This window comes from Pseudoalteromonas sp. C12FD-1, from assembly GCF_037414265.1.
GTDB lineage: Bacteria > Pseudomonadota > Gammaproteobacteria > Enterobacterales > Alteromonadaceae > Pseudoalteromonas.
Genome location: NZ_JBBEVD010000063.1, coordinates 272,887 through 295,496, shown reverse-complemented (window position 1 = coordinate 295,496; position 22,610 = coordinate 272,887). Strand labels below are relative to the sequence as shown.

At 40.9% G+C, this 22,610-nt stretch carries 18 protein-coding genes and 5 tRNA genes; 13 read left to right on the top strand and 10 right to left on the bottom strand.

What is annotated here, in order from left to right; translation table 11 throughout:
- Positions 1–6: 6 nt before the first annotated feature.
- The 4 genes from WDB87_RS09860 (at position 7) to WDB87_RS09845 (ending at position 4,391) form a co-directional block, all read left to right on the top strand.
- A complete protein-coding gene (locus tag WDB87_RS09860; protein ID WP_337849775.1) occupies positions 7–2,271 on the top strand; it encodes a sensor domain-containing phosphodiesterase in 2,265 nt (754 codons plus the stop codon).
- Positions 2,272–2,429: 158 nt separating this feature from the next.
- Entirely contained in the window at positions 2,430–2,900 is a 471-nt protein-coding gene (locus tag WDB87_RS09855; protein ID WP_337849774.1) for a GNAT family N-acetyltransferase, read from the top strand.
- A gap of 164 nt (positions 2,901–3,064) precedes the next feature.
- Positions 3,065–3,934: an MYG1 family protein gene (locus WDB87_RS09850; protein WP_337849773.1), complete on the top strand. Its 870-nt coding sequence runs from the start codon at positions 3,065–3,067 to the stop codon at positions 3,932–3,934.
- 124 nt (positions 3,935–4,058) lie between these two features.
- Positions 4,059–4,391 (top strand): YnfA family protein, encoded by a 333-nt coding sequence (locus WDB87_RS09845; protein ID WP_337849772.1) that lies wholly within the window; start codon positions 4,059–4,061, stop codon positions 4,389–4,391.
- A 37-nt stretch (positions 4,392–4,428) separates the two neighbouring features.
- On the opposite strand, the gene WDB87_RS09840 is transcribed toward WDB87_RS09845, so the two are convergent.
- A complete protein-coding gene (locus WDB87_RS09840; protein ID WP_337849771.1) occupies positions 4,429–5,034 on the bottom strand; it encodes a TetR/AcrR family transcriptional regulator in 606 nt (201 codons plus the stop codon).
- A 2-nt stretch (positions 5,035–5,036) separates the two neighbouring features.
- The gene (locus WDB87_RS09835; protein WP_337849770.1) at positions 5,037–5,900 is read right to left on the bottom strand and encodes an alpha/beta hydrolase; all 864 of its coding nucleotides are present in this window, start codon (positions 5,898–5,900) and stop codon (positions 5,037–5,039) included.
- A 263-nt stretch (positions 5,901–6,163) separates the two neighbouring features.
- Between WDB87_RS09835 and speA the strand changes: the two genes are divergently transcribed.
- Positions 6,164–8,077 carry a biosynthetic arginine decarboxylase gene (gene speA, locus WDB87_RS09830; RefSeq protein ID WP_286244812.1) on the top strand — a complete coding sequence of 638 codons (1,914 nt, stop codon included), beginning with the start codon at positions 6,164–6,166 and terminating at the stop codon, positions 8,075–8,077.
- Between the two features lie 3 nt (positions 8,078–8,080).
- Positions 8,081–9,004 carry an agmatinase gene (speB, locus tag WDB87_RS09825; RefSeq protein ID WP_337849769.1) on the top strand — a complete coding sequence of 308 codons (924 nt, stop codon included), beginning with the start codon at positions 8,081–8,083 and terminating at the stop codon, positions 9,002–9,004.
- Between the two features lie 78 nt (positions 9,005–9,082).
- Here the strand turns inward: speB and WDB87_RS09820 are convergent, their stop codons facing one another.
- Together WDB87_RS09820 and WDB87_RS09815 are read right to left on the bottom strand one after the other, a co-directional pair.
- On the bottom strand, positions 9,083–10,105 hold the full coding sequence (locus WDB87_RS09820; protein ID WP_286244810.1) for a M48 family metallopeptidase: 1,023 nt from the start codon (positions 10,103–10,105) through the stop codon (positions 9,083–9,085).
- Between the two features lie 9 nt (positions 10,106–10,114).
- Positions 10,115–11,224: a YjgN family protein gene (locus WDB87_RS09815; RefSeq protein WP_337849768.1), complete on the bottom strand. Its 1,110-nt coding sequence runs from the start codon at positions 11,222–11,224 to the stop codon at positions 10,115–10,117.
- 162 nt (positions 11,225–11,386) lie between these two features.
- Here WDB87_RS09815 and WDB87_RS09810 point away from each other — a divergent pair, with 162 nt between their 5' ends.
- From WDB87_RS09810 to msrB, 7 genes are all read left to right on the top strand, one after another.
- Positions 11,387–12,118, top strand: a complete 732-nt coding sequence (locus WDB87_RS09810; protein WP_337849767.1) for an RNA methyltransferase — start codon at positions 11,387–11,389, stop codon at positions 12,116–12,118.
- Between the two features lie 68 nt (positions 12,119–12,186).
- Positions 12,187–15,582 (top strand): chromosome segregation SMC family protein, encoded by a 3,396-nt coding sequence (locus WDB87_RS09805; protein WP_337849766.1) that lies wholly within the window; start codon positions 12,187–12,189, stop codon positions 15,580–15,582.
- A gap of 72 nt (positions 15,583–15,654) precedes the next feature.
- On the top strand, positions 15,655–16,398 hold the full coding sequence (gene zipA, locus WDB87_RS09800) for a cell division protein ZipA (protein ID WP_286244805.1): 744 nt from the start codon (positions 15,655–15,657) through the stop codon (positions 16,396–16,398).
- 71 nt (positions 16,399–16,469) lie between these two features.
- Complete coding sequence (ligA, locus tag WDB87_RS09795) at positions 16,470–18,488, top strand: NAD-dependent DNA ligase LigA (RefSeq protein ID WP_337849765.1); 2,019 nt, start codon at positions 16,470–16,472, stop codon at positions 18,486–18,488.
- A 9-nt stretch (positions 18,489–18,497) separates the two neighbouring features.
- Positions 18,498–19,004 carry a DUF2919 domain-containing protein gene (locus WDB87_RS09790; protein ID WP_286244803.1) on the top strand — a complete coding sequence of 169 codons (507 nt, stop codon included), beginning with the start codon at positions 18,498–18,500 and terminating at the stop codon, positions 19,002–19,004.
- Between the two features lie 11 nt (positions 19,005–19,015).
- A complete protein-coding gene (locus WDB87_RS09785; RefSeq protein ID WP_337849764.1) occupies positions 19,016–19,456 on the top strand; it encodes a hypothetical protein in 441 nt (146 codons plus the stop codon).
- 28 nt (positions 19,457–19,484) lie between these two features.
- Complete coding sequence (gene msrB / locus WDB87_RS09780; RefSeq protein WP_286244801.1) at positions 19,485–19,925, top strand: peptide-methionine (R)-S-oxide reductase MsrB; 441 nt, start codon at positions 19,485–19,487, stop codon at positions 19,923–19,925.
- 4 nt (positions 19,926–19,929) lie between these two features.
- On the opposite strand, the gene WDB87_RS09775 is transcribed toward msrB, so the two are convergent.
- The 6 genes from WDB87_RS09775 to WDB87_RS09750 all read right to left on the bottom strand — a co-directional run bounded on the left by WDB87_RS09775 (position 19,930) and on the right by WDB87_RS09750 (position 22,586).
- Positions 19,930–21,576 (bottom strand): response regulator, encoded by a 1,647-nt coding sequence (locus WDB87_RS09775; RefSeq protein ID WP_337849763.1) that lies wholly within the window; start codon positions 21,574–21,576, stop codon positions 19,930–19,932.
- Between the two features lie 347 nt (positions 21,577–21,923).
- Positions 21,924–21,999 (bottom strand) — tRNA-Val (locus WDB87_RS09770).
- 157 nt (positions 22,000–22,156) lie between these two features.
- Positions 22,157–22,232: transfer RNA gene (locus tag WDB87_RS09765), tRNA-Val, on the bottom strand.
- 45 nt (positions 22,233–22,277) lie between these two features.
- A tRNA-Val gene (locus WDB87_RS09760) sits at positions 22,278–22,353 on the bottom strand.
- A 36-nt stretch (positions 22,354–22,389) separates the two neighbouring features.
- Positions 22,390–22,465, bottom strand: a tRNA-Val gene (locus tag WDB87_RS09755).
- Positions 22,466–22,510: 45 nt separating this feature from the next.
- Positions 22,511–22,586: transfer RNA gene (locus WDB87_RS09750), tRNA-Val, on the bottom strand.
- Positions 22,587–22,610: the final 24 nt, after the last annotated feature.

Genomic DNA, 22,610 nt, shown 5'->3' with positions numbered 1-22,610 from the left:
TGAAGTATGAATACTGCAAAACTCAAACAACTATTATCTCACCAGCAGGATATATTATCTAAAATCGCGTTAGGCATAGCCTTAGACGATGTTTTACAGGATATTTGTTTAGCTATAGAGCAAGTTATTGAAGACAGCTCTGCAAGGTGCTCAATACTGTCTTTAACGGGTAATCAATTATTTCACCGTGCTGCCCCAAATATTGACGATGAATACTTAGAAGCAATTAATGGTGTATTTATAGGTCCGAATGTGGGGTCATGTGGCACTGCCGCCTATAAAAAAGAGCGAATTATTACGCAAAATATTAACCTTTCACCCTTATGGAACGGTTACAAAAGTTTAGCACACAGCTATGGTTTATACTCTTGTTGGTCAACACCGATTATTTCAACCAACAATGAAATATTGGGCACTTTTGCTATTTACCACAACACCCCTAAAGCACCCACAAAACAAGATTTAGAGCTTATTGATTATTTTGTACACTTTTCTAGCATAGCACTAGAAAAAAATGCTGAATCGCTTAAGGCTAGGCAGCTAGTGGCAGACCTGCAAAAAAGTAATGAAAAATTTAAAGCATTTACGAAAGTGATGCCCGATCTTATTTTGATTTTAAATGAAGAGGGCGTATATACCGATATTTACGGCACTTCGAGTGACTTATTACTGGAGTCACCCACCGATTTGGTTGGTCAAAATGTACAAGATTTATTCCCAGTAAAAGATGCTGAGATGATCATGGGCGTTATTAAAAAAACCATTTGTACCAACGAAATGCAAATATTTGAGTACGATTTATCAGTGCCCAAAGGCCACATAACCTTTGAAGGAAGAGCCGCTGCACTTAATAACTACCAACCAGATAAACCAGAACTTAAGCACGTAGTGTGGATGGCAAGAGATGTAACTCTTCGTAAAAAAGCAGAGCAAGAGGTGCAGCGGTTAGCTTTTTTTGACCCACTAACTGGATTACCTAATAGGCGAATGCTCAGCGACAGTTTAACAAAGTGTGTTGAGCGTATTAAACGCACCCAAAAAACAGGCGCACTGCTGTTTTTAGATGTTGATAACTTTAAAAGAATAAATGACTCATTAGGCCACGGCGCCGGAGATCAAGTATTAATAGAATTAGCAAAACGGCTTAAAGGTGTAATAAGAGCATCAGATACTTTAGCTAGGGTAGGCGGTGATGAATTTATTATTCTATTAGAATACATTGGCGAGCATAATCACCAAGCTTGTATAGAATCCGAAATAGTCGCAAAAAAAGTACAAGGCGTATTTAATGATAAATTTGCAATAGGAGAGCTGGCATTTCAAGTAAGCTGCAGTATAGGTATTTGCTTAATTAACGAAGAGCATACAGCCACCGATAACATATTAAAATTTGCAGATACAGCCATGTATCGAGCTAAGGCGAAAGGTGGCAATAGCTGCAGCTTTTATGATCCCAAACTGCAAACTTTACTCGAAAACCAAGCCGAATTAGAAACGGATATTGTAAGAGCAATCGCAAATAACGAATTTTGTGCGTATTTTCAGCCGCAAATTAGTATGCACGGTAAGATAGTAGGTGCAGAAGCACTGATAAGATGGATACATCCTAATAAAGGGGTTATTGCGCCTAATCAGTTTATCCCTATTGCAGAGCAATATGGCCTGATTCAAAAACTGCAAAACATAGTGCTTCGCAATATATGCAGCCTTATTAATCAGCTTGATGAAAAAAACATGATAGATGAGCACTTTAGCGTATCTATAAATATCAGTCATATACAGTTTAATTCGTCGCAGCTTACTCGCGAGCTATGCTCTACAATTAATGAGTTCAACATAAATCCGCAGCATATTAAACTTGAGATCACCGAAACCATGCTATCGGGCGATATTAACAGCACAATAAAGCAAATGACGGAGCTACAAGAGCAAGGTTTTGTGTTTTCTATAGACGACTTTGGCACTGGGTATTCCTGTTTAGCCCATTTGAATGCCTTCCCCGTACAGGAAATAAAAATTGATAAAAGCTTTATCGATAAAATTTTAGATAAAGGCAAAGGCTTTAACATTGTTAATACGATTATAAGCCTAGGCAAAAGTTTAGACATTACTGTTGTAGCTGAGGGTGTAGAGCAAGAGGCACAGTTTGAGCTACTAAACTTGCTCAATGCAGATTGCATACAAGGCTATTTAGTCGCAAAACCTATGAATGCCAGTAATTATATTAAGTGGCATGCACATCAATTAAAAAAGCAAAGCCTAAGTGCTTAGCAGGCTGTACGTAGTTTTTGTAAATTAGACTAACGTTTTAATAAAGCTATTATTACCTTATTAAAACATTTTGTTTAAACAACACTAGGAACACGCGTATTAAGTATATATTATGAAGTCACTATAACGATTCAAAATAATAAAATGGACGACAAGAGATGCAGTTAGTCGAATTAACCCCTAAGGATCCTGATGTAGTTAATGTGTTTGCAGATATAGATAGACTGATAAACTCCTTATACCCTGTGGCTACAGCCCAATCTCTTAAATTAGAAGAATTAAGCAAAGACAACGTTTACGCAATTGGTTTAAAAAACGAAGATGGCATTATTGCCTGTGGCGCTATTGTTAAGCAAAATGACGGTACCTTATATGGTGAAATAAGACGTTTATACGTAAAACCAAGCTACCGTGGCAGAGGTTTTTCTAGACGTATAATGCAAAACCTACTGCATTATGCCGGCGAAACAAAAATTCCACTTATTCGATTAGAAACAGGCCCAAAGCAAACCGAATCGATTAGTTTATATGAAGATTTAGGTTTTGTGCGCTGTGCAAGCTTTGGCTCGTATCAAGATAACCCACAAAGTGTATTTATGGAGCTTGGCCTAAGCCCTGAGCCAAAATAAAATTGCTTATTTATCCCTCGCGCCTACCCTTTTAGTGGGGGGCGCAAAAAATACTTCACTGTTTTTCGTTGCTCTGTTCGTATAAAATCGCTACGTAAGTTTTAATCTGTATTTAGCACTTCATAAGTGAGAATTTTATCTTTTTTAAAAGTAGCCCAAAATCAATGAGCGATTTAACAGTAGTAACCCACAGTGGTAATTTCCATGCCGATGACGTGTTTAGTATTGCGGTACTTAAGCATGTATTGCCTGCCTTTAACTTGGTACGTACCCGCGACAAAGCCATAATAGAAAGTGCCGATATTGTTGTTGATGTAGGCGGTGAATACAACCCTGACACAGGGCGATTTGATCACCATCAACGTGGCGGCGCAGGCGAGCGCGAAAACGGCACGCCATACTCGTCATTTGGCTTAGTTTGGAAAAAGTATGGTTTAGCACTGTGTGATAATAACCAAGCGGTTGCAGATAGAGTAGACGCAGGTTTAGTCTCTACCATTGATGCCATAGATTGTGGCTATGTTAAGGGTGTGGTTGAGGGCATAACGCTTAGCCAAACGCTTTCTATGTTCAACCCAACGTGGGAAGAGGAAGGTAACTTTGATGAATGCTTTAATGAAGCGGTTGAGTTTGCAGCGCGTTTATTAACTCGTTTTATTGCCTCTGCAAAAGGAAGCATTAACGCCAAAGATATTGTTGCTAAAGCAATAGAAGAGGCAAAAGATCCCCGCGTGATTATTTTAGAAAAATACACACCGTGGAAAAAAACAGTGCACCATTTATCAAGCGACGCTTTATTTATGGTTTACCCTTCGCAAAACGGCCAGTGGATTATTCAAACAGTTCCTTTAGAGCCTGGCTCGTTTGAAGACAGAAAGTCACTGCCTAAAGTGTGGGCTGGTTTATCAGATGAAGAGTTTCAAGCTGAAACCGGATTGGATGACGCTGTATTTTGCCACAATGGTTTATTTATAGCCGGTACTAAATCGTTCGAAAGTACAATGAAGCTGGCCGAAGTGGCCTTAGCTGAGTAACTTGTTTTTACTTAAATGTGGGTAAAAAATTTTTACCCACAATTTGCACCTCTTTTAGCTAAGTAATTAATTTATAGTTACTTAACTTTATTATGTTTTCGTTATTTAAATTACGTAAGGGTTTATGTTTGAAGTAAAAACTATCGCGCTATTTACTATTACCGCATTGGCAGAAATTATTGGCTGTTACTTACCTTACTTATGGCTCAAAGAAGATAAAAGCATATTCCTCTTAATACCCGCTGCAATCAGTTTAGCGCTATTTGCGTGGTTGCTAACGCTACACCCAGCGGCCGCTGGGCGAGTGTATGCGGCATATGGCGGCGTGTACGTATGCGTGGCTTTACTATGGTTATGGGCCATTGATGGCGTAAAACTTACAATGTGGGATGTAGTGGGCGGGGCGGTTGCCTTATTAGGCATGGCTATTATTATTTTTGCACCTAAAGGCGTTTAAAAAGTAAACAAAGGAAGATAACAGCGGCAGGCCATGGCTAACGCATATATCGCTCAATTAAATTGCCGACTACTTTTTTATAAGTGATTGTTAAAGCAGGGGTATCTATTAAGCTTGTTTGTACAACATGCCCGGTGTACAGGCCATAAAACTCATAGGCAAAAATGCTTGGCTCATTGTCATAACTAAAGTAGCCTTGCGTTTGGCAGTTAACGGCAAGCTTAGTAAGGTAATTGAGCATCCTTATGTGTTGGTCTTGCATAAATTGCCTCACCAAACAATGCGGGCTTGCTTTAAACTCCACCGAGGCTTTAATAAGCGGGCAACTTGCTTGCTGACCAGGGGATACAGTATCTAAAAAGTTGAGCCACTCAAGCCAGCGCTGCTGAAAGTTATTTAAATGTTTTAAAGCATCAGTATCAACAGATGCCTCAACAACTTGTTTTTTAAACTCGTCTTCTGTGTAAGCCAATATTGCTACTTGCATATCTTCTTTATTGGCAAAGTGAGAGATCACGCCAGTGCGCGACATATTTGTCACTGCCGCAATTTTACCTATCGATATGCTATACAAGCCATATGCGGCGGCATAGGCCATACCTTTTTGTAAAATATTGAGTTTAGTGCTCTCACTTTTTTTCATTTTTAGCTCATGAACGTTGTTATTTGATCGTACACATATTGGCTTTTTAAAATTCTAACGTGGCCAAGCTCTTCTGTGGCTACGAGCGTAGCGGGCGTGTTCTCAGTTAATAATTTTATTGCCTCAAAGCTTGCCACTGAGTCATTTTTATCATGAATAAACAACATGTTTTCGTTAATTTTATTTTTAGAATGCTCAGGGTGAAGATTTTGCCAGTTAATACCATATTTGTCTGACACTTTATTGAGCATATTTTCTAACATAAGTTCAGAAATCCCCACTTGCCTAACTTTTGCAAACATAGCTTCAAATATTTGCGCAGGGGCAGAGATCATCACAATTTTTTTATCCTCTAAATAATGAGGTGCTAAGTTTAGCAAAGCAACACCGCCCATAGAGTGTGTAACTACTCTATTAATTAAAATATTTTGCGCATTAAAGTACTCAAAAGCGGCTGTTAATCCCTGCATATACCCGTATAAATGCGATGTGTTTCCGTGCGAATAGCCATGGCCTATGTGGTCTATTGAGTAAACATTGAAGCCTTTTTCAAGTAGTTCATCGATTAAAGCAGTAAATCGATTGGTGCTATCGGCCCAGCCATGGGATAAAAATACCGTTTTAGTGTTTTCGGCTTGGCTAAAATAGTACAGGTTTACAGCGCCAAGCTCAGTAGTCAGTTTAATATTGATTGGCTGGATGCTGGTTCTAAATTCGTATTGGCGTCGACTATGAGGGTTACAAAATACCTTCATTGCAAGGCGGGCACTGAGGTTAGGGAATGTTTTGGTCAGACCGAAGGTGGCAGCCTTTGTTATTTTAGAAAATTTAGGTGGCTTGTTTTGATTAAAATAAATTTGTTTCATGTTTATACCAAATAAGTACAGTTGTTCTATTTTATCTTAAAAAAGTACAACTGTACTTATTTATTTAGTCCCATTATTTTATTGCTATAGCAAGGTTGCCTTTCTCACTATCATGTTAAAAGGTATCTTGTAGCTGCTTTTACCTTTCAACACTAAAAATCACTCGTAACGAGTAAAAATACTTGTTGGACTTAAATGTTTATTTTTCTTTTAATGCGCGCAACTCGCCGAACCGGCATTCATTAAATAAAAGAGAAAGATAAATGAAAGAGACAACATCACTAGAACACGCTCGCACGAGTTACAATGTTCGTCATTGGAGCCAAGGTTTTTTTGGTATTAATGATCAAGGTGATGTGTATGTTGCGCCAAAGGCTCACGCCCCAGAGCAAACTATTGCACTGACAGATATCGCAAAGCAACTAGAAGAAAAGGGCTTGAGCTTACCGGCTTTAGTGCGTTTTCCACAAATTTTGCATCACCGTGTACACAGTTTGTGTGGTGCGTTTAATACCGCGATTGAAAACTATGGTTACCCAAAAGACTATTTATTAGTTTACCCAATAAAAGTAAATCAACAACGTGAAGTGGTTGAAGAAATAGTTGCAAGCCAGGCTGAATTAGAAAAAAAACAATTAGGGCTTGAGGCCGGCAGTAAACCAGAGCTATTAACCGTTTTGGCAATGGCAGAAAAAACCAGTGCGGTGATTGTATGTAATGGTTACAAAGACAAAGAATACGTACGCTTGGCCCTTATTGGCGAAAAACTAGGCCATAAAGTATACATAGTGCTTGAAAAGCTTTCTGAGCTCGACATGGTACTTAGCCAAGCAAAAGCGCTAAATGTTAAACCACGCATTGGCATTCGTGTACGTTTAGCATCGCAAGGCAAAGGGAAGTGGCAAGCAAGTGGTGGTGAAAAATCTAAATTTGGTTTATCAGCGTCGCAAGTACTGCATGTAGTGAATCGTTTAAAAGACGCAGGCCAACTTGATTTAATGCAACTAGTGCATTTTCACTTAGGCTCGCAAATGGCAAACATTCGCGATGTGCGCTTAGGTGTAAGCGAAGCCGCGCGCTTTTACTGTGAGCTACGCAAATTAGGTGCACACATTGAGTGCCTTGATGTTGGGGGCGGCTTAGCGGTGGATTATGACGGTACGCGCAGCCAGTCTCATAACTCAATGAACTACAGCTTAGCTGAGTATGCAAATAATATTGTGTACACCATAGGCGACACGTGTAAACAATATGCGCAGCCCATGCCGACGATTATTTCTGAGTCTGGGCGTGCATTAACAGCTCACCATGCTGTCCTTATATCAAATGTGATAGGTACAGAAAGCTATGTACCAGAGGAGCTTAAAGCGCCTGCTGGTGATGCACCACTTTTATTAAATAATATGTGGTCGTCATTTGTACAGTTAACCGATTTAACTGATGACCGTGCGCTCATTGAAATTTATCACGATAGCCAAGGGGACTTAGCTGAGGCACATAACCAGTTTGCGTTAGGACTTTTAGATTTAACGCAGCGAGCGTGGGCAGAGCAAGTTAACTTGCGAATTTGTTATGAGCTTAACAAGTTAATGGACAATAAAAACCGTTTTCATCGCCCGATTATTGATGAGTTAAATGCGCGTTTAGCCGATAAGTTTTTCTTAAACTTTTCGCTTTTTCAGTCACTACCCGATGCGTGGGGGATTGACCAAGTGTTTCCGGTACTGCCTTTAAGTGGCTTAACCGAAGCACCAAAAAAACGTGCTGTATTACTTGATATTACCTGTGATTCAGACGGCGCACTCGAGCACTATGTTGATGGCCAAGGCATTGAAAGCACATTACCCGTGCCTGAGTACAGTGCTGATAAACCTTACTTAATGGGCTTTTTCTTAGTGGGTGCGTACCAAGAAATTTTAGGTGATATGCACAATTTATTTGGCGATACGCACAGCGCCATTATCAATATGGATGAGCAAGGTGTTGCCAGTATTAGTGAAATAAATCAAGGCGATACGGTGGCCGACATGATGCGTTATGTACATTTAGATGTTGAGAGCTTTCAACAGTCGTACGCGCAGTTAGTGTCTGCAAAAATAGATAAAAATGAACAGCAAAGCGTTTTAGACGAGTTGCAAAGCGGCCTTAGTGGCTATACGTATTTAGAAGAGTTATAAGCAATGTCTAGCTTGTTTGGTCATGTTGACCACTCATTGTATTCAAACGGGATGACGTTTTTACGTCGTCCTATGGTGCAAAATATTAACGCAATAGATGCAGATGTCGTTGTTATGGGGTTACCTTTTGATTTAGCAACATCGGGCCGCCCTGGTGCACGCTTAGGGCCAGATGCAATACGACGTGCGTCGGTGCATTTAGCCTGGGAAGACACTAAATACCCGTGGACATTCCCTTTATTTGAGCGTTTAACGGTTGCCGATGCAGGTGACTTTACCTATCCGGTGGGCGATCCTGAGTATTTTACGGCACAGCTAGAAATGGCCGCGGAGCAAATACTTCGCCAAGGGGCAACCCTTTTAGGCCTTGGTGGCGATCACTTTGTAACGCTTCCGCTATTGCGCGCACATGCAAAGATACATGGTAAAATGGCACTGGTTCATTTTGATGCGCACACTGATACGTACAGCAATGGCTCGCGTTTTGATCACGGCACTATGTTTTATCATGCACCGATGGAAGGGCTGATTGATGTAGAGCACAGTATACAAATAGGTATTCGCACCGACTTTGACCAATCAAAGCATGAGTTTGCAGTGATTGATGCAATGCAAGCTAACGATTTGCATGCCAATGACATTGCAGCGCAAATACGTGAGCGAGTAGGCGATTTACCCGTTTACTTAACGTTTGATATAGATTGTTTAGACCCTGCATTTGCGCCAGGTACAGGCACTCCGGTATGCGGCGGATTAACATCTGATAAAGTGCTTAAAATATTGCGCGCGCTTAAAGGCATAAATATGGTGGGAATGGATGTGGTAGAGGTTTCACCATCGTATGACCAAAGTGAGCTTACCGCTATTGCTGCAGCTACTATTGCCAACGAATTATTGCACTTGTGGACACATAAAAATAAGTATTAACGCTATAAGTTAAGTACTACAAAAAAGGTATGCAATGGCATACCTTTTTTATTTTAGAGGTGCCAAGTATTTAGCGTGTCACTTTCTGGCATTATCAATCCGCTCTTGTGCACTTGGGTGGCTTGACAAATATTCAAGTAAATTATTTACCTTTTCAATATGCTCGTTTTCGCTAGTGTGCGCGCTTTGTAGCGCTTGTATGGCATCGGCAAAATCATTGCTTGAATAACCTAAATGCTCAAGTTGAATGAGGGCATAGCTATCTGCTTCACGTTCCATATCACGCGAAAAACCTTGTTGTGCAAACGTAGCTCCAGTACCAAGCGCCACTTCTGCTATACCTTCTAAATCGCCAAATATAACCGCAAGTACAATGGTACTGGCAGCCGATTGCGCGGTCATTCGTACACTATGCTGGTGGACTACATGGCCAATTTCATGCAGTAACACGGCTTTTAACGCGTCTGGTTTATCTGCTAATAAATTTGCTAATTCATCAGTAACTACAATACGTCCATGGGGCATTGCAAACGCATTAGCGCCAAAGCTATCTGATTTATAAAACGATAACCTATAGACTGATGGCTCAAGCGAGAGTTCAGTGAGCATGGTTTTAAAGTGTTGCTGTACTTTAGCTTGCTGATCAATAGGCAGCTCACTGTCATCAAGCGCGAGCTTTTCAATTATGGTAAAACTTTGCTCCCCCATTTGCTCTACTACACTGCGTGGCAAGGTATCAACACTGTAAACAGCAATAGCGGGTACAACTTTATAAAGCATTAACCACATAAAAAGTGGTGTAAAAATAACGGCCGCGATAATAGCCCATTTACTTTTTTCAAGCCGCTCGAGTAGGTCGTGCTTATCGGTTTTAAAAGGCCAGCGATAATTTACATCAATAGGAATAAAGCGGCTGCCATCATTAAAACGCAGTTCATCAGCAAGCCCTGCCAGGCCAGAGGTGAGTGTTATATCGCTTATTGCATAGCTTGAAATAAGCTGGTCATCGTAGCTAATTTCAACCAAGGTGTCGCTAATGTTAGCGACACCTTGTTGATAATTACTTGATGCCTTGGGGAAGTAATGTCCCTGTACGTGCATAGTAAGCTCTTAGGTTAGCGATAGGTCAATATCAAATACATTGGCTGCTTCTTCAGCAAACGATGACTGCTCTTGCTGCGCAGTATCCACTAAATTTAGCGCACTTGGGTAAATATTAACGGTTGTAACCTCGGCAAGCATTCTCGATGTACGCACTTTGGTCCACGGGTAAGCAAGCCCTAAAGAGAACACAATGGCCAGCATATTGGTTAAGAGTAATAGGGCAAAAGGAATAGGCTTAAGCTCTGATTTAAATGACGCTACGTCTTCAAATTGGCTGTTATCAAAAATATGGTTACGAATAGCCGCAGCCCAAACAGCAGTTACTATCGCAATCATAAATACGTAAGCAATCATTAATCCACCAAACATAATGCCCATTTTGGCTGGATCTTGTGCAGCTTGTTGGTTTTCTACATTCATTAAATCAAGTCCAAATAAGCCTAACACAGCCATAAAAATAACCATGGTAATAGAGCTTACAACAAAGCAAATAAGCGCTGTTAAGTAGTAGGTTTCACCTTTAAGGTTTACGGTTAATGGTGTATCGCCGTAACTAATATTGCTATGAATGTAGCTATCGATGCGTTTTAAAACATACGGCATTAGCAAATAAAGGGTAAAAATACTGGCTATAGGTAACAGTATAAAGTTAACAAAGGCTTCGCCGTAATCGCCTTTAAATGCAAAACGCACATTACGATGACGGGTCATACGCATATTAAAGCGCAGGCCTTGGTTAATAATCCATGGCATTAAAAATATAAAAGCAACCGCAAAGAGTAAGCCTATAAAAGGGAAAAAGCTGCTCCCAAAGGTGTAAATTAAAAATACAATAACCGCTAAAATACGGCCTTTTAAAATTTGCATAGGGGTGGCTAAGTAGTCAAAGCTGTGTCCGTCAATGCGAGTGTGGCCATAAAAGTATCGCATTGTGCGCACTTTTGCCCAAGCCGAGTAAATACCTAAAGTAAGCACGCTCAGTAAAATATTGACTATCCAAATACCAAAAAATTCACCGCCTTTACCGCTAAACTGTACTTTACCGCTAAAAATAGGGGCTGCTGGCTCGTTTGCTGGTGGGTTTGCTTCTGGGGGAGTAGGGTGTGTTGATTCCATTAAAATTATATCCATGTTGTTTTTTTGTTAATTTACCTAAATTTGGTGCAAAACTCAATCTTTAAAAGCCTTACAGCCTACAATGGCGCTGCTTTTAATATATGTGGTGCTGCACTTTAAATCATCTCTGGTATACTAGGGCGATAATTTTATGGGGCTGTTATGATTTCAAAAAACCAACTCAAGCTTATTCGCCAACTTGGCCAAAAAAAGTACCGAAAGCAATATAATCAATACCTTGTGCAAGGTGAAAAAAACGTACTTGAGTTGTTAAACAGCCCATTAAAAGCGGTTGATATATTTGCTACGCAGGCATTTATAAATGCTCATCAAAGCCAATATCCTCACACACAGTTAATTGAAGCACAAGAAGAGCAACTCACTAAAGCAAGTACGCTGGTAAGTAACAATGCCGCAATTGCTATTGTTAATATGCCAAATGCAGAGCTGCCAAAAAGCGATGGGTTAATACTTGCTCTTGATGGCGTATCAGATCCGGGCAATTTAGGCACTATTATTAGAGTTGCTGATTGGTATGGCATTAAACATATAGTAACAAGTACCGACAGCGCCGATGCTTACAACCCTAAAACAATTAGCGCCACTATGGGCTCGTTTGTAAGAGTGTCTGTAAGCCAAGTAGAGCTACCTGAATATTTACAAACATTAAATATGCCTATTTATGGGGCATTTTTAGATGGGCAAAGCGTGCATAAAACACAATTTAACGGTGAAGGTGTGCTGCTAATGGGAAGTGAATCGCATGGTATACGCGAACAATGCGCAAATTTAGTGAGCGACAAAATAACCATACCGGCATTTGGTGGTGCAGAGTCACTTAATGTGGCTATGGCCACCGGTATTATTTTGGATAACTTTAAACGCCAAGCTTAACTTTTTAACTGTTTATGAGTTAAATTGTTTGTAATTAAAAAACAATAATAATCGGTAATAACAATAAGATGCGCTTAAGCACTATCAAATTGGCGGGCTTTAAATCGTTTGTAGAGCCCACTAAAATTCCATTTCCTGATCAAATGACGTGTGTTGTTGGCCCTAACGGCTGCGGCAAATCTAACGTTATTGATGCAGTGCGATGGGTGCTTGGTGAAAGCTCGGCTAAAAACTTACGTGGCGATGCCATGACCGATGTTATTTTTAATGGCTCAACTAATCGTAAACCTATCTCGCAAGCCTCTGTAGAGCTGATTTTTGATAATACCCAAGGTGATATACCCAATACTTTTGCCGACAGAAACCAAATAGCAATTAAACGCTTAGTAACTCGTGACGGGCAATCGCTGTATTTTTTAAACGGTAGCAAATGTCGTAAGCGCGATATTACCGATATATTTTTGGGCACCGGGCTTGGCCCGCGTAGTTACGCAATAATTGAGCAAGGGATGATCTCGCGTTTAATCGAGAGCAAACCTCAAGAGCTGCGCGTATTTTTAGAAGAAGCCGCCGGTGTGTCTAAATACAAAGAGCGCCGCCGCGAAACCCAAACCCGTATTAAAAGTACCCGCGAAAACCTTGAGCGTTTACTTGATGTGCGTAAAGAGTTGCAAGCGCAACTAGATAAACTCGCTGTACAGTCGGTTGATGCTAAAAAATACCGAGAGCTCAAAGCGCAAGAGCGCACTTTAAAAGGTCAAATTGCCGTATTAAAATGGCAAAAACTGCATCAACAACAGCTCGAAAAAAGCGCACAAATTAAAAAGCTGAATGAGCAAATAACGTTTTTTAAAACGGCGCACTCAGGGCACGATGACATACTTGCAAGCTTAGAGGGGCAAGTACAAGCCCAGCAAGATAAGTTAAGCGATGCGCAGCATCAGCAACACGTTACTCATACCGAGTTAACGCGTACCGAGCAACAACAGATTAATATTAAGCAGCAAACGCAAACGCTTAAACAAACTGTGGTAAAACTTGAGCAGCGAAAACGCCAAAGTGAAGAGCTAAAAACACAGCAGCAAAACGTATGTGAGCAGTTAGCTGTGAGCCACCAAGAGATAAGTGAGTACAGTTTAGAGTGTAGCGAACAAGTTGAAGAGCTTACTCTCACACTTGCAGATTTAATAGATGAGAAGAATAAGCACACAGCCGCGTGGCAAAGCCTAAATCAACAACAGCACGCGCTGAATAATAAAGTACAGACGCAGCAAAGTAGCGTTAAGCAAACAGAGCAAGCCTTAACCCATGTAGACGCACAGCTTAGCCAGTTAAATAGCCAAATTGACGATATTAAAAGTAGCCAATTAGAGCAGCAATTAGCTGAGCAACAAAAATACAAACAAACCCTCACTCAAGAGCTAGCCAGTAAGCAAACGGCGCAAACACACTACACCGCAGCGCTTAAAGAGCAAACCGATTTAGTGAATTACGCTGAGCAACAACATCAGCAAAGCGTGCAGCACGTTAATGAGCTAAAAGCGCGTATTGCAGGGCTAAAAAGCAGCTTAGGGATTGAAAATACTAACAAGCAGCACACTTTATTTAATCAACTACAGGTAAAGCCTAGGTTCGAACATATAGTTGAACAGGCACTGCAAACGCTTGAGCACCTAAATGTAGCCGATGTACAAAGCAATAATAGTGTGTGGCCACATAAAAGTGACGTACCAGCAAATAGCGTTGCGGCATTGATCACTGATGGAGCTTTTCCAGATATACTGACCCGTATTGCGTACAGCGAAAGTGCTGATTTAGCTGCATTAAACGATACATTTTATATTGCTGTTATGGATAAAACCGGTGCTTTACATGCTCGGAACTGGCACCGCAGCGCAGATAAAAACGCCGAAAATTCACAACTTTTAAAACACACACAGTTAAAGCAAAAAACGGCGAGCTTAGTAGATGCCGAAAATACACTGACAAGTGTTCTCGAGCACCTCAATACGCTAAAAGCACAGCAAAAAGAACTTTCTGATGAATTAGCGCTACATAAAAATGCTATTCACCAATTAGCACAAAATATTGCCGTGGCGAGCACACGCAGCGATATGCTTAAAGAGCAAGTTGCACAATTTTTACAGCAACTAGAAAAATACCAGCAGCAAAAACTTGCATTAACCTCTGAGCAATCACACTTATATAAAACGCGCGATGAGCAAAAAAGCACGCTTGAAGTGCTATATCAACAGCAACGTGATTTAGCAACGGAACTGACAAGCGCCGACGCCACTTGCACACGCAGTAACGCTGCATACAGTCAAGCTGCAGCTACACTTGAACAATATAAAACACACGCGCATCAGGCCTCGTTAAAAGAGCAGAAGATACACAGTGAGTGGCAGCTCAGTCAAACAAAGCTTAATCATGCCGAGCAAGAACTTATTAGTACGCAAGAAGAAGCTCAAGAGCTGCAAGCGCAAATGGAAGCGTTACTGATACCAGAGCAAGAGCTCAACGAGAAAATTGCAGAGCTTTTAATAAAACATCAGCAAGGCGAAGCGAGTTTGGTTGCGTTACAAAAAAAGCTTAACGAGGCAAAGCAAACGCTTATAAGTAAACAAGCCAGCCTTAAGCACTCTCAAGGTGAGCTGGCAGGTTTGCAAGAACAACATCAAAAGCTAAGTATAGAAGAGCAAAGCCTAATTATAAAAGCACAGGCAGCACTTGAGCCGCTTGAAGAATTAAAGCAAAGCTTAAAAAGTGTTTTAGATATATTGCCTGATTCACTGAGTTTAAGTGCAGCGCAAAATCAGTACAACGGGCTTGTGCATCAATTAGATAAGCTAGGTGCGGTAAATTTAGCTGCAATTGATGAGTTTGAACAAGCTAAAGAGCGCAGTGATTATCTTAATAATCAACTTGAGGATTTAACCAAAGCATTAAATACGCTTGAAAGTGCCATTCGTAAAATTGACAGCGAAACCAAAACACGCTTTAAAGCCACTTTTGATCAAGTAAACAGTGACTTTGCAGAGTTATTTCCCAAAGTATTTGGCGGTGGTAGCGCGTATTTAGAATTAACCAGTGATGATTTACTTGAAAGTGGTGTTAGTATAATGGCACAGCCGCCAGGCAAGAAAAATTCAACAATTCACCTGTTAAGTGGTGGAGAAAAAGCGCTGAGCGCATTATCATTGGTGTTTTCTATATTCAGGCTCAATCCAGCTCCATTCTGTATGCTGGATGAAGTAGATGCGCCGCTTGATGATGCTAACGTGGTGCGCTTTTGCCGTTTGGTTGAAGAAATGTCACAATCGGTGCAGTTTATTTATATTAGTCATAATAAAATTGCAATGGAAATGGCGGGGCGTTTAACCGGCGTAACTATGGCAGAGCCAGGTGTATCACGCATGGTAGCAGTAGATATAGAACAAGCAGTGCAACTTGCACACACATAACAGTTTATTTTAAGCGTATTAGTGTTAATTAATACACGGGTTTAGGCATAACAAATAATAAAAGGTGAGGGGATGGCCGAAGAACTAAGATTGGTTTTAATTGTGATCAGTGTACTTGTCATAGGTGGCTTATTAGTACATGGTTTATGGTCAGTTAGAAAAAAAGACAGCCCCGAGGTAGCGCCTTCGGAGCGGGTTGAACCAATGCAAGATACACCCTCGCATACACCCGTTGAACCTAAAGAGCCGGTTGTTGCACAGCGAGATGAGCCGCAGTTTGGCGAGCTAAATTTTGACGCAAACGAGCCGCAAATAGATACTAGCGCGGCGCAAACACCCATTGAAGATGATCTGCAAGTAGTTCAAGAGCCAGAACCAGAGCCAGAAAAAGAAGCACCAGCAGAGGTCTCTGACTTTGTTATTGTGCATATTCAAATGCCTGAAGGGCTAAGCATGCAAGGCAGTAAATTATTACCGGCGGTTAATACGCTTGGTTTTAAATACTCAGAAGAAGGCTTTTTTAATCGTCATATTGACCCTGCAGGCCAAGGTCCAGTGTTATTTAGATTAGTAAATATGTATAACCCAGGTACGTTCGATATTGATAATATGGAACAATTTAGTACCGCAGGGGTTAGCTTATTTATGACTTTACCATGTGAGGGCGACGGGCTTGCAGCATTTAACATGTTACATAGCGCCGCTAAAAAAATTGCCGATGAATTTGGTGCACAAATTTTAGATGCTGAGCGTGAAGAAATGACTGTTGAGCGCGTTCGTCAATATGTTGAGCAGGTTCGTGCATTTTCTGCGTAATTTATACGCACACATTATTTTTATTAAGCCACTTACCTAAAAGTGGCTTTTTTTATGTTTTTGAGGTTTAAATGTCTAGCAGCATTAGTGAGCAAATTAATCATCTTCGTAGTACGTTAGAGCAACATAACTACAATTATTATGTCCTTGATACACCCAGTATTCCTGATGCAGAGTACGATAGACTATTGCGCGAGTTAAGCGCCCTTGAAACTCAGCACCCAGAATTTTTGACTCCTGATTCACCAACCCAAAAAGTAGGTGGGGCTGCACTAAGTAAGTTTGAACAAGTAGCTCACCAAGTGCCTATGTTATCGCTCGATAATGCTTTTAGCGAAGAGGAATTTAGCGCGTTTAATCGTCGAATTAAAGAGCGTTTAATGAGCCAAGATGAGCTTACCTTTTGCTGTGAGCCTAAATTAGATGGCTTGGCAGTATCGATTATTTACCGTGATGGTGTACTTGTGCAAGCAGCGACACGCGGCGATGGGTTTACCGGCGAAAATATTACGCAAAATGTTAAAACAATCCGTAATGTGCCTCTTAAATTGCGTGGCGATTACCCTGCAGAGCTTGAAGTACGGGGCGAAGTTTTTATGGATAGTGCTGGGTTCGAAAAACTAAACGCCGACGCCGAAAAGCGTGGCGATAAAGTATTTGTTAACCCGCGAAATGCAGCCGCAGGTAGCTTACGCCAGCTTGATTCAAAAATTACCGCTAAGCGCCCGCTAATGTTTTATGCATACAGCACCGGGCTGGTGGCTGAGGGTACAATGCCTGAAGATCACTACCAACAATTGGCAAAATTAACCGATTGGGGTTTACCGCTGTGTCCAGAAACAAAGTTAGTAGAAGGAACACAAGCGGCTTTAGATTACTACAGCGATATTTTAATGCGCAGAAGCGAGCTTAAATATGAAATTGATGGCGTGGTAATTAAAGTAAATCAAAAAGCCTTACAAGAGCGTTTAGGGTTTGTTGCACGTGCACCGCGCTGGGCCATTGCTTATAAGTTTCCTGCGCAAGAAGAAATAACCCAGTTACTAGATGTAGAATTTCAGGTTGGCCGCACAGGTGCTATAACGCCGGTAGCGCGTTTAGAGCCTGTATTTGTAGGTGGTGTGACGGTATCAAACGCAACGCTTCACAATGGCGATGAAATAGCCCGCTTAGGCGTAAAGGTAGGCGATACAGTAATTATACGCCGCGCCGGCGATGTTATTCCGCAAATTACACAAGTAGTACTTGAGCGCCGCCCAGATGATGCACGCAACATTGTATTTCCTGCCAGTTGCCCCATTTGTGACTCACACGTTGAAAAAGTAGAAGGCGAGGCCGTGGCTCGTTGTACCGGAGGCTTAGTGTGCCAAGCTCAGCGTAAACAAGCGATAAAACATTTTGCATCACGCAAAGCGCTTGATATAGATGGCTTAGGCGACAAAATAGTTGATCAGCTAGTTGATAGAGAGCTGGTAAAAACCCCCGCAGATTTATTTATATTAAAACAAGGCCATTTTGAGTCACTTGAGCGTATGGGTCCTAAGTCGGCCAAAAACTTAGTGGATGCACTTGAAGTTGCAAAAACAACGACGCTTGCAAAGTTTTTATATTCGCTGGGTATCCGAGAGGTTGGCGAGGCCACAGCGCAAAACTTAGCAAATCATTTTTTAACACTTGAAAAGGTAACCCAAGCCAGTATTGAAAGCCTTACACAAGTGAGCGATGTAGGGGTTATTGTAGCAACGCATGTTCGTGGCTTTTTTGATGAGCAACATAATGTAGATGTAGTTAATGCTTTAATTGAACAAGGCATTAATTGGCCAGCGCTAACGCCACCTTCAGAGGATGAGCAACCCTTAGCTGGGCTAACCTATGTATTAACTGGCACGCTTAATACTTTAAACCGAAACGATGCTAAAGCGCGCTTACAACACTTAGGTGCAAAAGTAGCTGGTAGCGTGTCGGCTAAAACAGATGCATTGGTGGCAGGCGAAAAAGCCGGCTCTAAATTAACCAAAGCACAAGATTTAGGGATAGATATACTTAGCGAAGACGACTTAATTGCACTGTTTGATAAGTATAATGCTTAGGGTAATAAAATGAGCCGTTATGGACCCGAATACTGGGATAAATATGGAAGCTACCGTACGCCTATTGCATTTCATCTAAGTTTATTGGTGTTGCTACGTGCGTATTTTATTTGGGTTATAGCGGCACTGAGTCGTCGCCCTGAGCTTGATTTAATGTCGTTATTTTTTAAATCTAAAAACGATTTTTTTATCGCTATTGCAATTGGTGCTATTGCGATAGTGCCCACCTTTTTATTTTGCTTAAGACGCCCGCGCGACTCTCATCAACAGAGTGCGCGTTTAGCGACGGTGTGGCGCTACATGCGCTGGCCGTTACTGGTGTGCGCAGTAACCGATTTAGGCTGGTTAACAATACAAGCAGCACATAGTCATTACAGGTTTTCACTGTTTTTAGCCGTGCAAATGGTGATTGTGTTTTGGGTAATGTGGTACCTGGCAAAGAGTCGTTATTTGAAAGTGTTTTTTAACGATTGGCCAGAGCCTACCGAAAAAGCCGATAATAAAAACGCTAAATAAAAGGGAGGCAAATGGATAACATTAATAAGAAAATTGCTGCTGTAGTGCTTGGTATAGGCATTATTTTGGGTGCTTTGGTGCTGTTTACATCATTGACTGATCATATTTGGTTTTCTGCCGTAATAGGATTATGGTTATTTGTGTTTTGTTCGTGTTGTTACAGGCTGACTCCCGCCTTTAAAAAGCGCAATACGCTTGATAATTTTATTCAGCGTGATGCACAGCACTTAATGTTATTTAGCTTGGCAGGTTTTTTTGATAAAAAATTTGGCCCGCAATGGCTTGTTATTGGCAACATTGAACATATTGAAAGTAAGAACGATGAGCTTATTATTCATAGCAATAACGAACGACAATTTAGTGTAAGTTTACCAGCACAAAAAAATGACATAGACGCCTACATGAAGCGCATACTTTCAGATCATGAAAAGCAAACTATTCGCTTTAGCTAATCACTTATTAATACCGAAGGAGGCTATTATGCTTACTTGGAATGATGTTATAAATTTTGCTAATAACGGCAACCCAACGCCACCCGAAAAGGTTGTAAAAACAGACGCACAATGGCAGTCAATGCTAAATGATGAGCAATATTATGTGACACGTAAAAAGGGCACCGAACGCCCTCACAGCTCGCAAACGTGCACATTATTAGAACCGGGCAAATACGCGTGTGTATGTTGTGATAATTTACTTTTTGATGCCGATGAAAAGTTTGATAGCGGTACAGGCTGGCCTTCGTTTACACAACCAGCAACAGTAGCTGCAATTGGCTATGTAAACGATTTAAGCCATGGTATGCAGCGCGTTGAAGTTGTGTGTAATGTGTGTGATGCACACTTAGGGCATATTTTTCCTGATGGACCCGCGCCGTCGGGCTTGCGTTATTGTGTCAACGCAGCGGCAATGAAAAAGCTCTAGGGTTTTATTTACTCGAGTTTTGTATATCGAGTTTCATCTCTTTTGCTATGTGCAAAATTTTGTCTAACCGCTGCGACTGATCTTCCTGCAGTGTAGAATTACTCAAAAGGGCGTAACACTTTTTAGCAAGAACTAGGTTGAAAGTGCCGCCTTTTTGTTTTGTTGAATCAAATAAGCACTGTAATAAATTAAGAGCAATGCTTGGGTTACGCGGCATTACTCTAAATGCTTGTGTAAACGCCTCTAGCGCCGTATTTAATTGCCCTTTATTAAATTGAGTCACAGCATGGTTATTAAGCTCTTTAGGACCCATTTTAATATCACGACGCTCACTTTGTTGCTGTTGAATGTAACGCAAGTAAGTCGTATCACTCATAGTGGGGTGGCGTTCACAGTGGCTAATTATTTGGCTAAATAAGGCTTGTGCCTTTTGGTGAAAACCCAGTTCGTGAAACGCTTTTGCTTTATCAAGTGCGCCATCCACAGAGCGTATTAACGTATCGCCGTCATCGAGCTGCTCAATAAGACGCTTTGCTTTTTGGTGCTCGTCTTTCAAATAGTGCAAACGCGCATTAAGTACATCAATTTGAGATTGATTTGCATTATTAGGGAACTGCTTTTTTAAATCATTGATGTATTTGTTCGTTTGACGCGAAATACGTTGTATTTGATCTGTTTGATCGGTTGTTAGCGCAAAGTCTATACCCGCACGAGCAGCATTGAGATAGATGTCGGGGCTGTCATGAATAGAATGACGCGCATAACTGGCTATGTCTTTTTGAGTTAAATAACTTTTTTCGTAATCATGGTTTATTAATGACACGTTACTCAACGATTTTTGTCTTTGAATATTGCGCGGCGCAATATCGGCTGCTTGGGTTAAAAAATCTTGCGCTAACTCAAATTGGTTTAGTTTTATTTCTAATTGCCCGAGCAAGTCTAGTGCCACTAAACGCGTTTCATGACGTTCAAGCATTGTTTTTAACATACGCTGAGCAAGAATATGCTCGTTGTTTGCAATTAATGCTTCTACTAAACCAACTTTGGCCCAGGCAAACTTTTGTATGTCTAGTACTGAGGTAAAAAAGTCTTTAGCCTCTTCGCTGCGGTTTAGCCTAAGTAACGCATCTCCTTTTAATCGAAGTAAGATAGGGCTGTAGAGATTGTTTTTTTTATTCAGTGCAGCATCGATTACCTTTATGGCCTTTGAGTCGTTGCCATCATCTATAAGTGTATAAATGCTTTGTAGTTCATTTTTACGTTTTAAAATACGCTCAATGCGCGTTTTTAACTCTTGTACCGTAAATGGTTTTACCAAAAAATCGTCGGGTTGAAGTTCTAAAACGCTATGCACTAGCGCACCACTGGTTTCTGCAGAAATAAAAATAAACGCGGTGGAGTTTTTAATAAGTCGCTTAACACGGAGCTCTTCGTAGAGTTGATAACCGTCTTGGTGTTTACTTAAATTAAAGGAACATACTATTAAATCAAATTGCCCAGCCAAGCATTGTTCTTTAGCCGCAATTGCATGATCGGCAAAGTGCAACTGTCGAAAGCCAAGCCTTTCAAGCGACTGCTTCATATAGCTTTGAGCGAGGGGCTGCTCTTCTACTATCAGTATTTTGGCTTTGGCGTAGATTTTAGTCGGCATTGGCATACATGTTGTTTGATTTATCACAGACTATAATCAACAGTTTACTTGCTTACAAGGGAATTTAACTATTAGCCGAGGTTATTAGAAGATTAAATTATTTCAATCCCTTTAGCTGGCTTAATATTATCTGGCATTAGCGATTTTATTTAATAAATAAAAAGGAGCCCTAAATAATAATTAGAAAAACCTAGGTGTTTTGTGGAGTGTTTATATGCACTGATTGCTTGGCTTGATATCGGTGACCCTTGCCATTACTTGTAAAGAACGCCGATGCTCTTTTTTTCACAGCTGGGTTAATTACCTAAATAAGATTTTTATAATAATNAGTTAGAAGTGGTTATATGTGGTGGGTGATACTGGACTTGAACCAGTGACCCTCGCCTTGTAAGGGCGATGCTCTCCCAACTGAGCTAACGACCCATATTACATGCTACTATCTGTATAGATAGTACTGGACTTAAACCAGTGAACTTCGCCATCTTTTATAAAAAGCGGTGATGCTCTATTTTCTTGTAACTGAGCTAACGGCCCATATTACAATTTTAAACACGACTATTAATCTAATAGGTTCTATATGTGGTGGGTGATACTGGACTTGAACCAGTGACCCTCGCCTTGTAAGGGCGATGCTCTCCCAACTGAGCTAACGACCCATATTAAATTTTAAAACGAGCTATTTATATAATAGCTTTTATATGTGGTGGGTGATACTGGACTTGAACCAGTGACCCTCGCCTTGTAAGGGCGATGCTCTCCCAACTGAGCTAATCACCCACATATAAATTTTTGTAATATGCACCATTCTAAGAATGGTGGGTCGTACTGGACTTGAACCAGTGACCCTCGCCTTGTAAGGGCGATGCTCTCCCAACTGAGCTAATCACCCACATATAATAGGTATGACTTTATCAATTTAACGTTTTATATAATTTGGTGGGTGATACTGGACTTGAACCAGTGACCCTCGCCTTGTAAGGGCGATGCTCTCCCAACTGAGCTAATCACCCAAATTATATATTTAATATGCACCA

What these genes read in the sequence shown, in the direction of transcription:
- WDB87_RS09790 (WP_286244803.1), top strand. Translation starts at nt 18,498, where the DNA reads ATGAGCCGTTATGGACCCGAATACTGGGATAAATATGGAAGCTACCGT.
- WDB87_RS09850 (WP_337849773.1), top strand. Translation starts at nt 3,065, where the DNA reads ATGAGCGATTTAACAGTAGTAACCCACAGTGGTAATTTCCATGCCGAT.
- WDB87_RS09840 (WP_337849771.1), bottom strand. Translation starts at nt 5,034, where the DNA reads ATGAAAAAAAGTGAGAGCACTAAACTCAATATTTTACAAAAAGGTATG.
- WDB87_RS09805 (WP_337849766.1), top strand. Translation starts at nt 12,187, where the DNA reads ATGCGCTTAAGCACTATCAAATTGGCGGGCTTTAAATCGTTTGTAGAG.
- WDB87_RS09810 (WP_337849767.1), top strand. Translation starts at nt 11,387, where the DNA reads ATGATTTCAAAAAACCAACTCAAGCTTATTCGCCAACTTGGCCAAAAA.
- WDB87_RS09845 (WP_337849772.1), top strand. Translation starts at nt 4,059, where the DNA reads ATGTTTGAAGTAAAAACTATCGCGCTATTTACTATTACCGCATTGGCA.
- WDB87_RS09835 (WP_337849770.1), bottom strand. Translation starts at nt 5,900, where the DNA reads ATGAAACAAATTTATTTTAATCAAAACAAGCCACCTAAATTTTCTAAA.
- msrB (WP_286244801.1), top strand. Translation starts at nt 19,485, where the DNA reads ATGCTTACTTGGAATGATGTTATAAATTTTGCTAATAACGGCAACCCA.
- speA (WP_286244812.1), top strand. Translation starts at nt 6,164, where the DNA reads ATGAAAGAGACAACATCACTAGAACACGCTCGCACGAGTTACAATGTT.
- WDB87_RS09815 (WP_337849768.1), bottom strand. Translation starts at nt 11,224, where the DNA reads ATGGAATCAACACACCCTACTCCCCCAGAAGCAAACCCACCAGCAAAC.
- WDB87_RS09820 (WP_286244810.1), bottom strand. Translation starts at nt 10,105, where the DNA reads ATGCACGTACAGGGACATTACTTCCCCAAGGCATCAAGTAATTATCAA.
- WDB87_RS09860 (WP_337849775.1), top strand. Translation starts at nt 7, where the DNA reads ATGAATACTGCAAAACTCAAACAACTATTATCTCACCAGCAGGATATA.
- zipA (WP_286244805.1), top strand. Translation starts at nt 15,655, where the DNA reads ATGGCCGAAGAACTAAGATTGGTTTTAATTGTGATCAGTGTACTTGTC.
- WDB87_RS09785 (WP_337849764.1), top strand. Translation starts at nt 19,016, where the DNA reads ATGGATAACATTAATAAGAAAATTGCTGCTGTAGTGCTTGGTATAGGC.
- WDB87_RS09855 (WP_337849774.1), top strand. Translation starts at nt 2,430, where the DNA reads ATGCAGTTAGTCGAATTAACCCCTAAGGATCCTGATGTAGTTAATGTG.
- WDB87_RS09775 (WP_337849763.1), bottom strand. Translation starts at nt 21,576, where the DNA reads ATGCCGACTAAAATCTACGCCAAAGCCAAAATACTGATAGTAGAAGAG.
- speB (WP_337849769.1), top strand. Translation starts at nt 8,081, where the DNA reads ATGTCTAGCTTGTTTGGTCATGTTGACCACTCATTGTATTCAAACGGG.
- ligA (WP_337849765.1), top strand. Translation starts at nt 16,470, where the DNA reads ATGTCTAGCAGCATTAGTGAGCAAATTAATCATCTTCGTAGTACGTTA.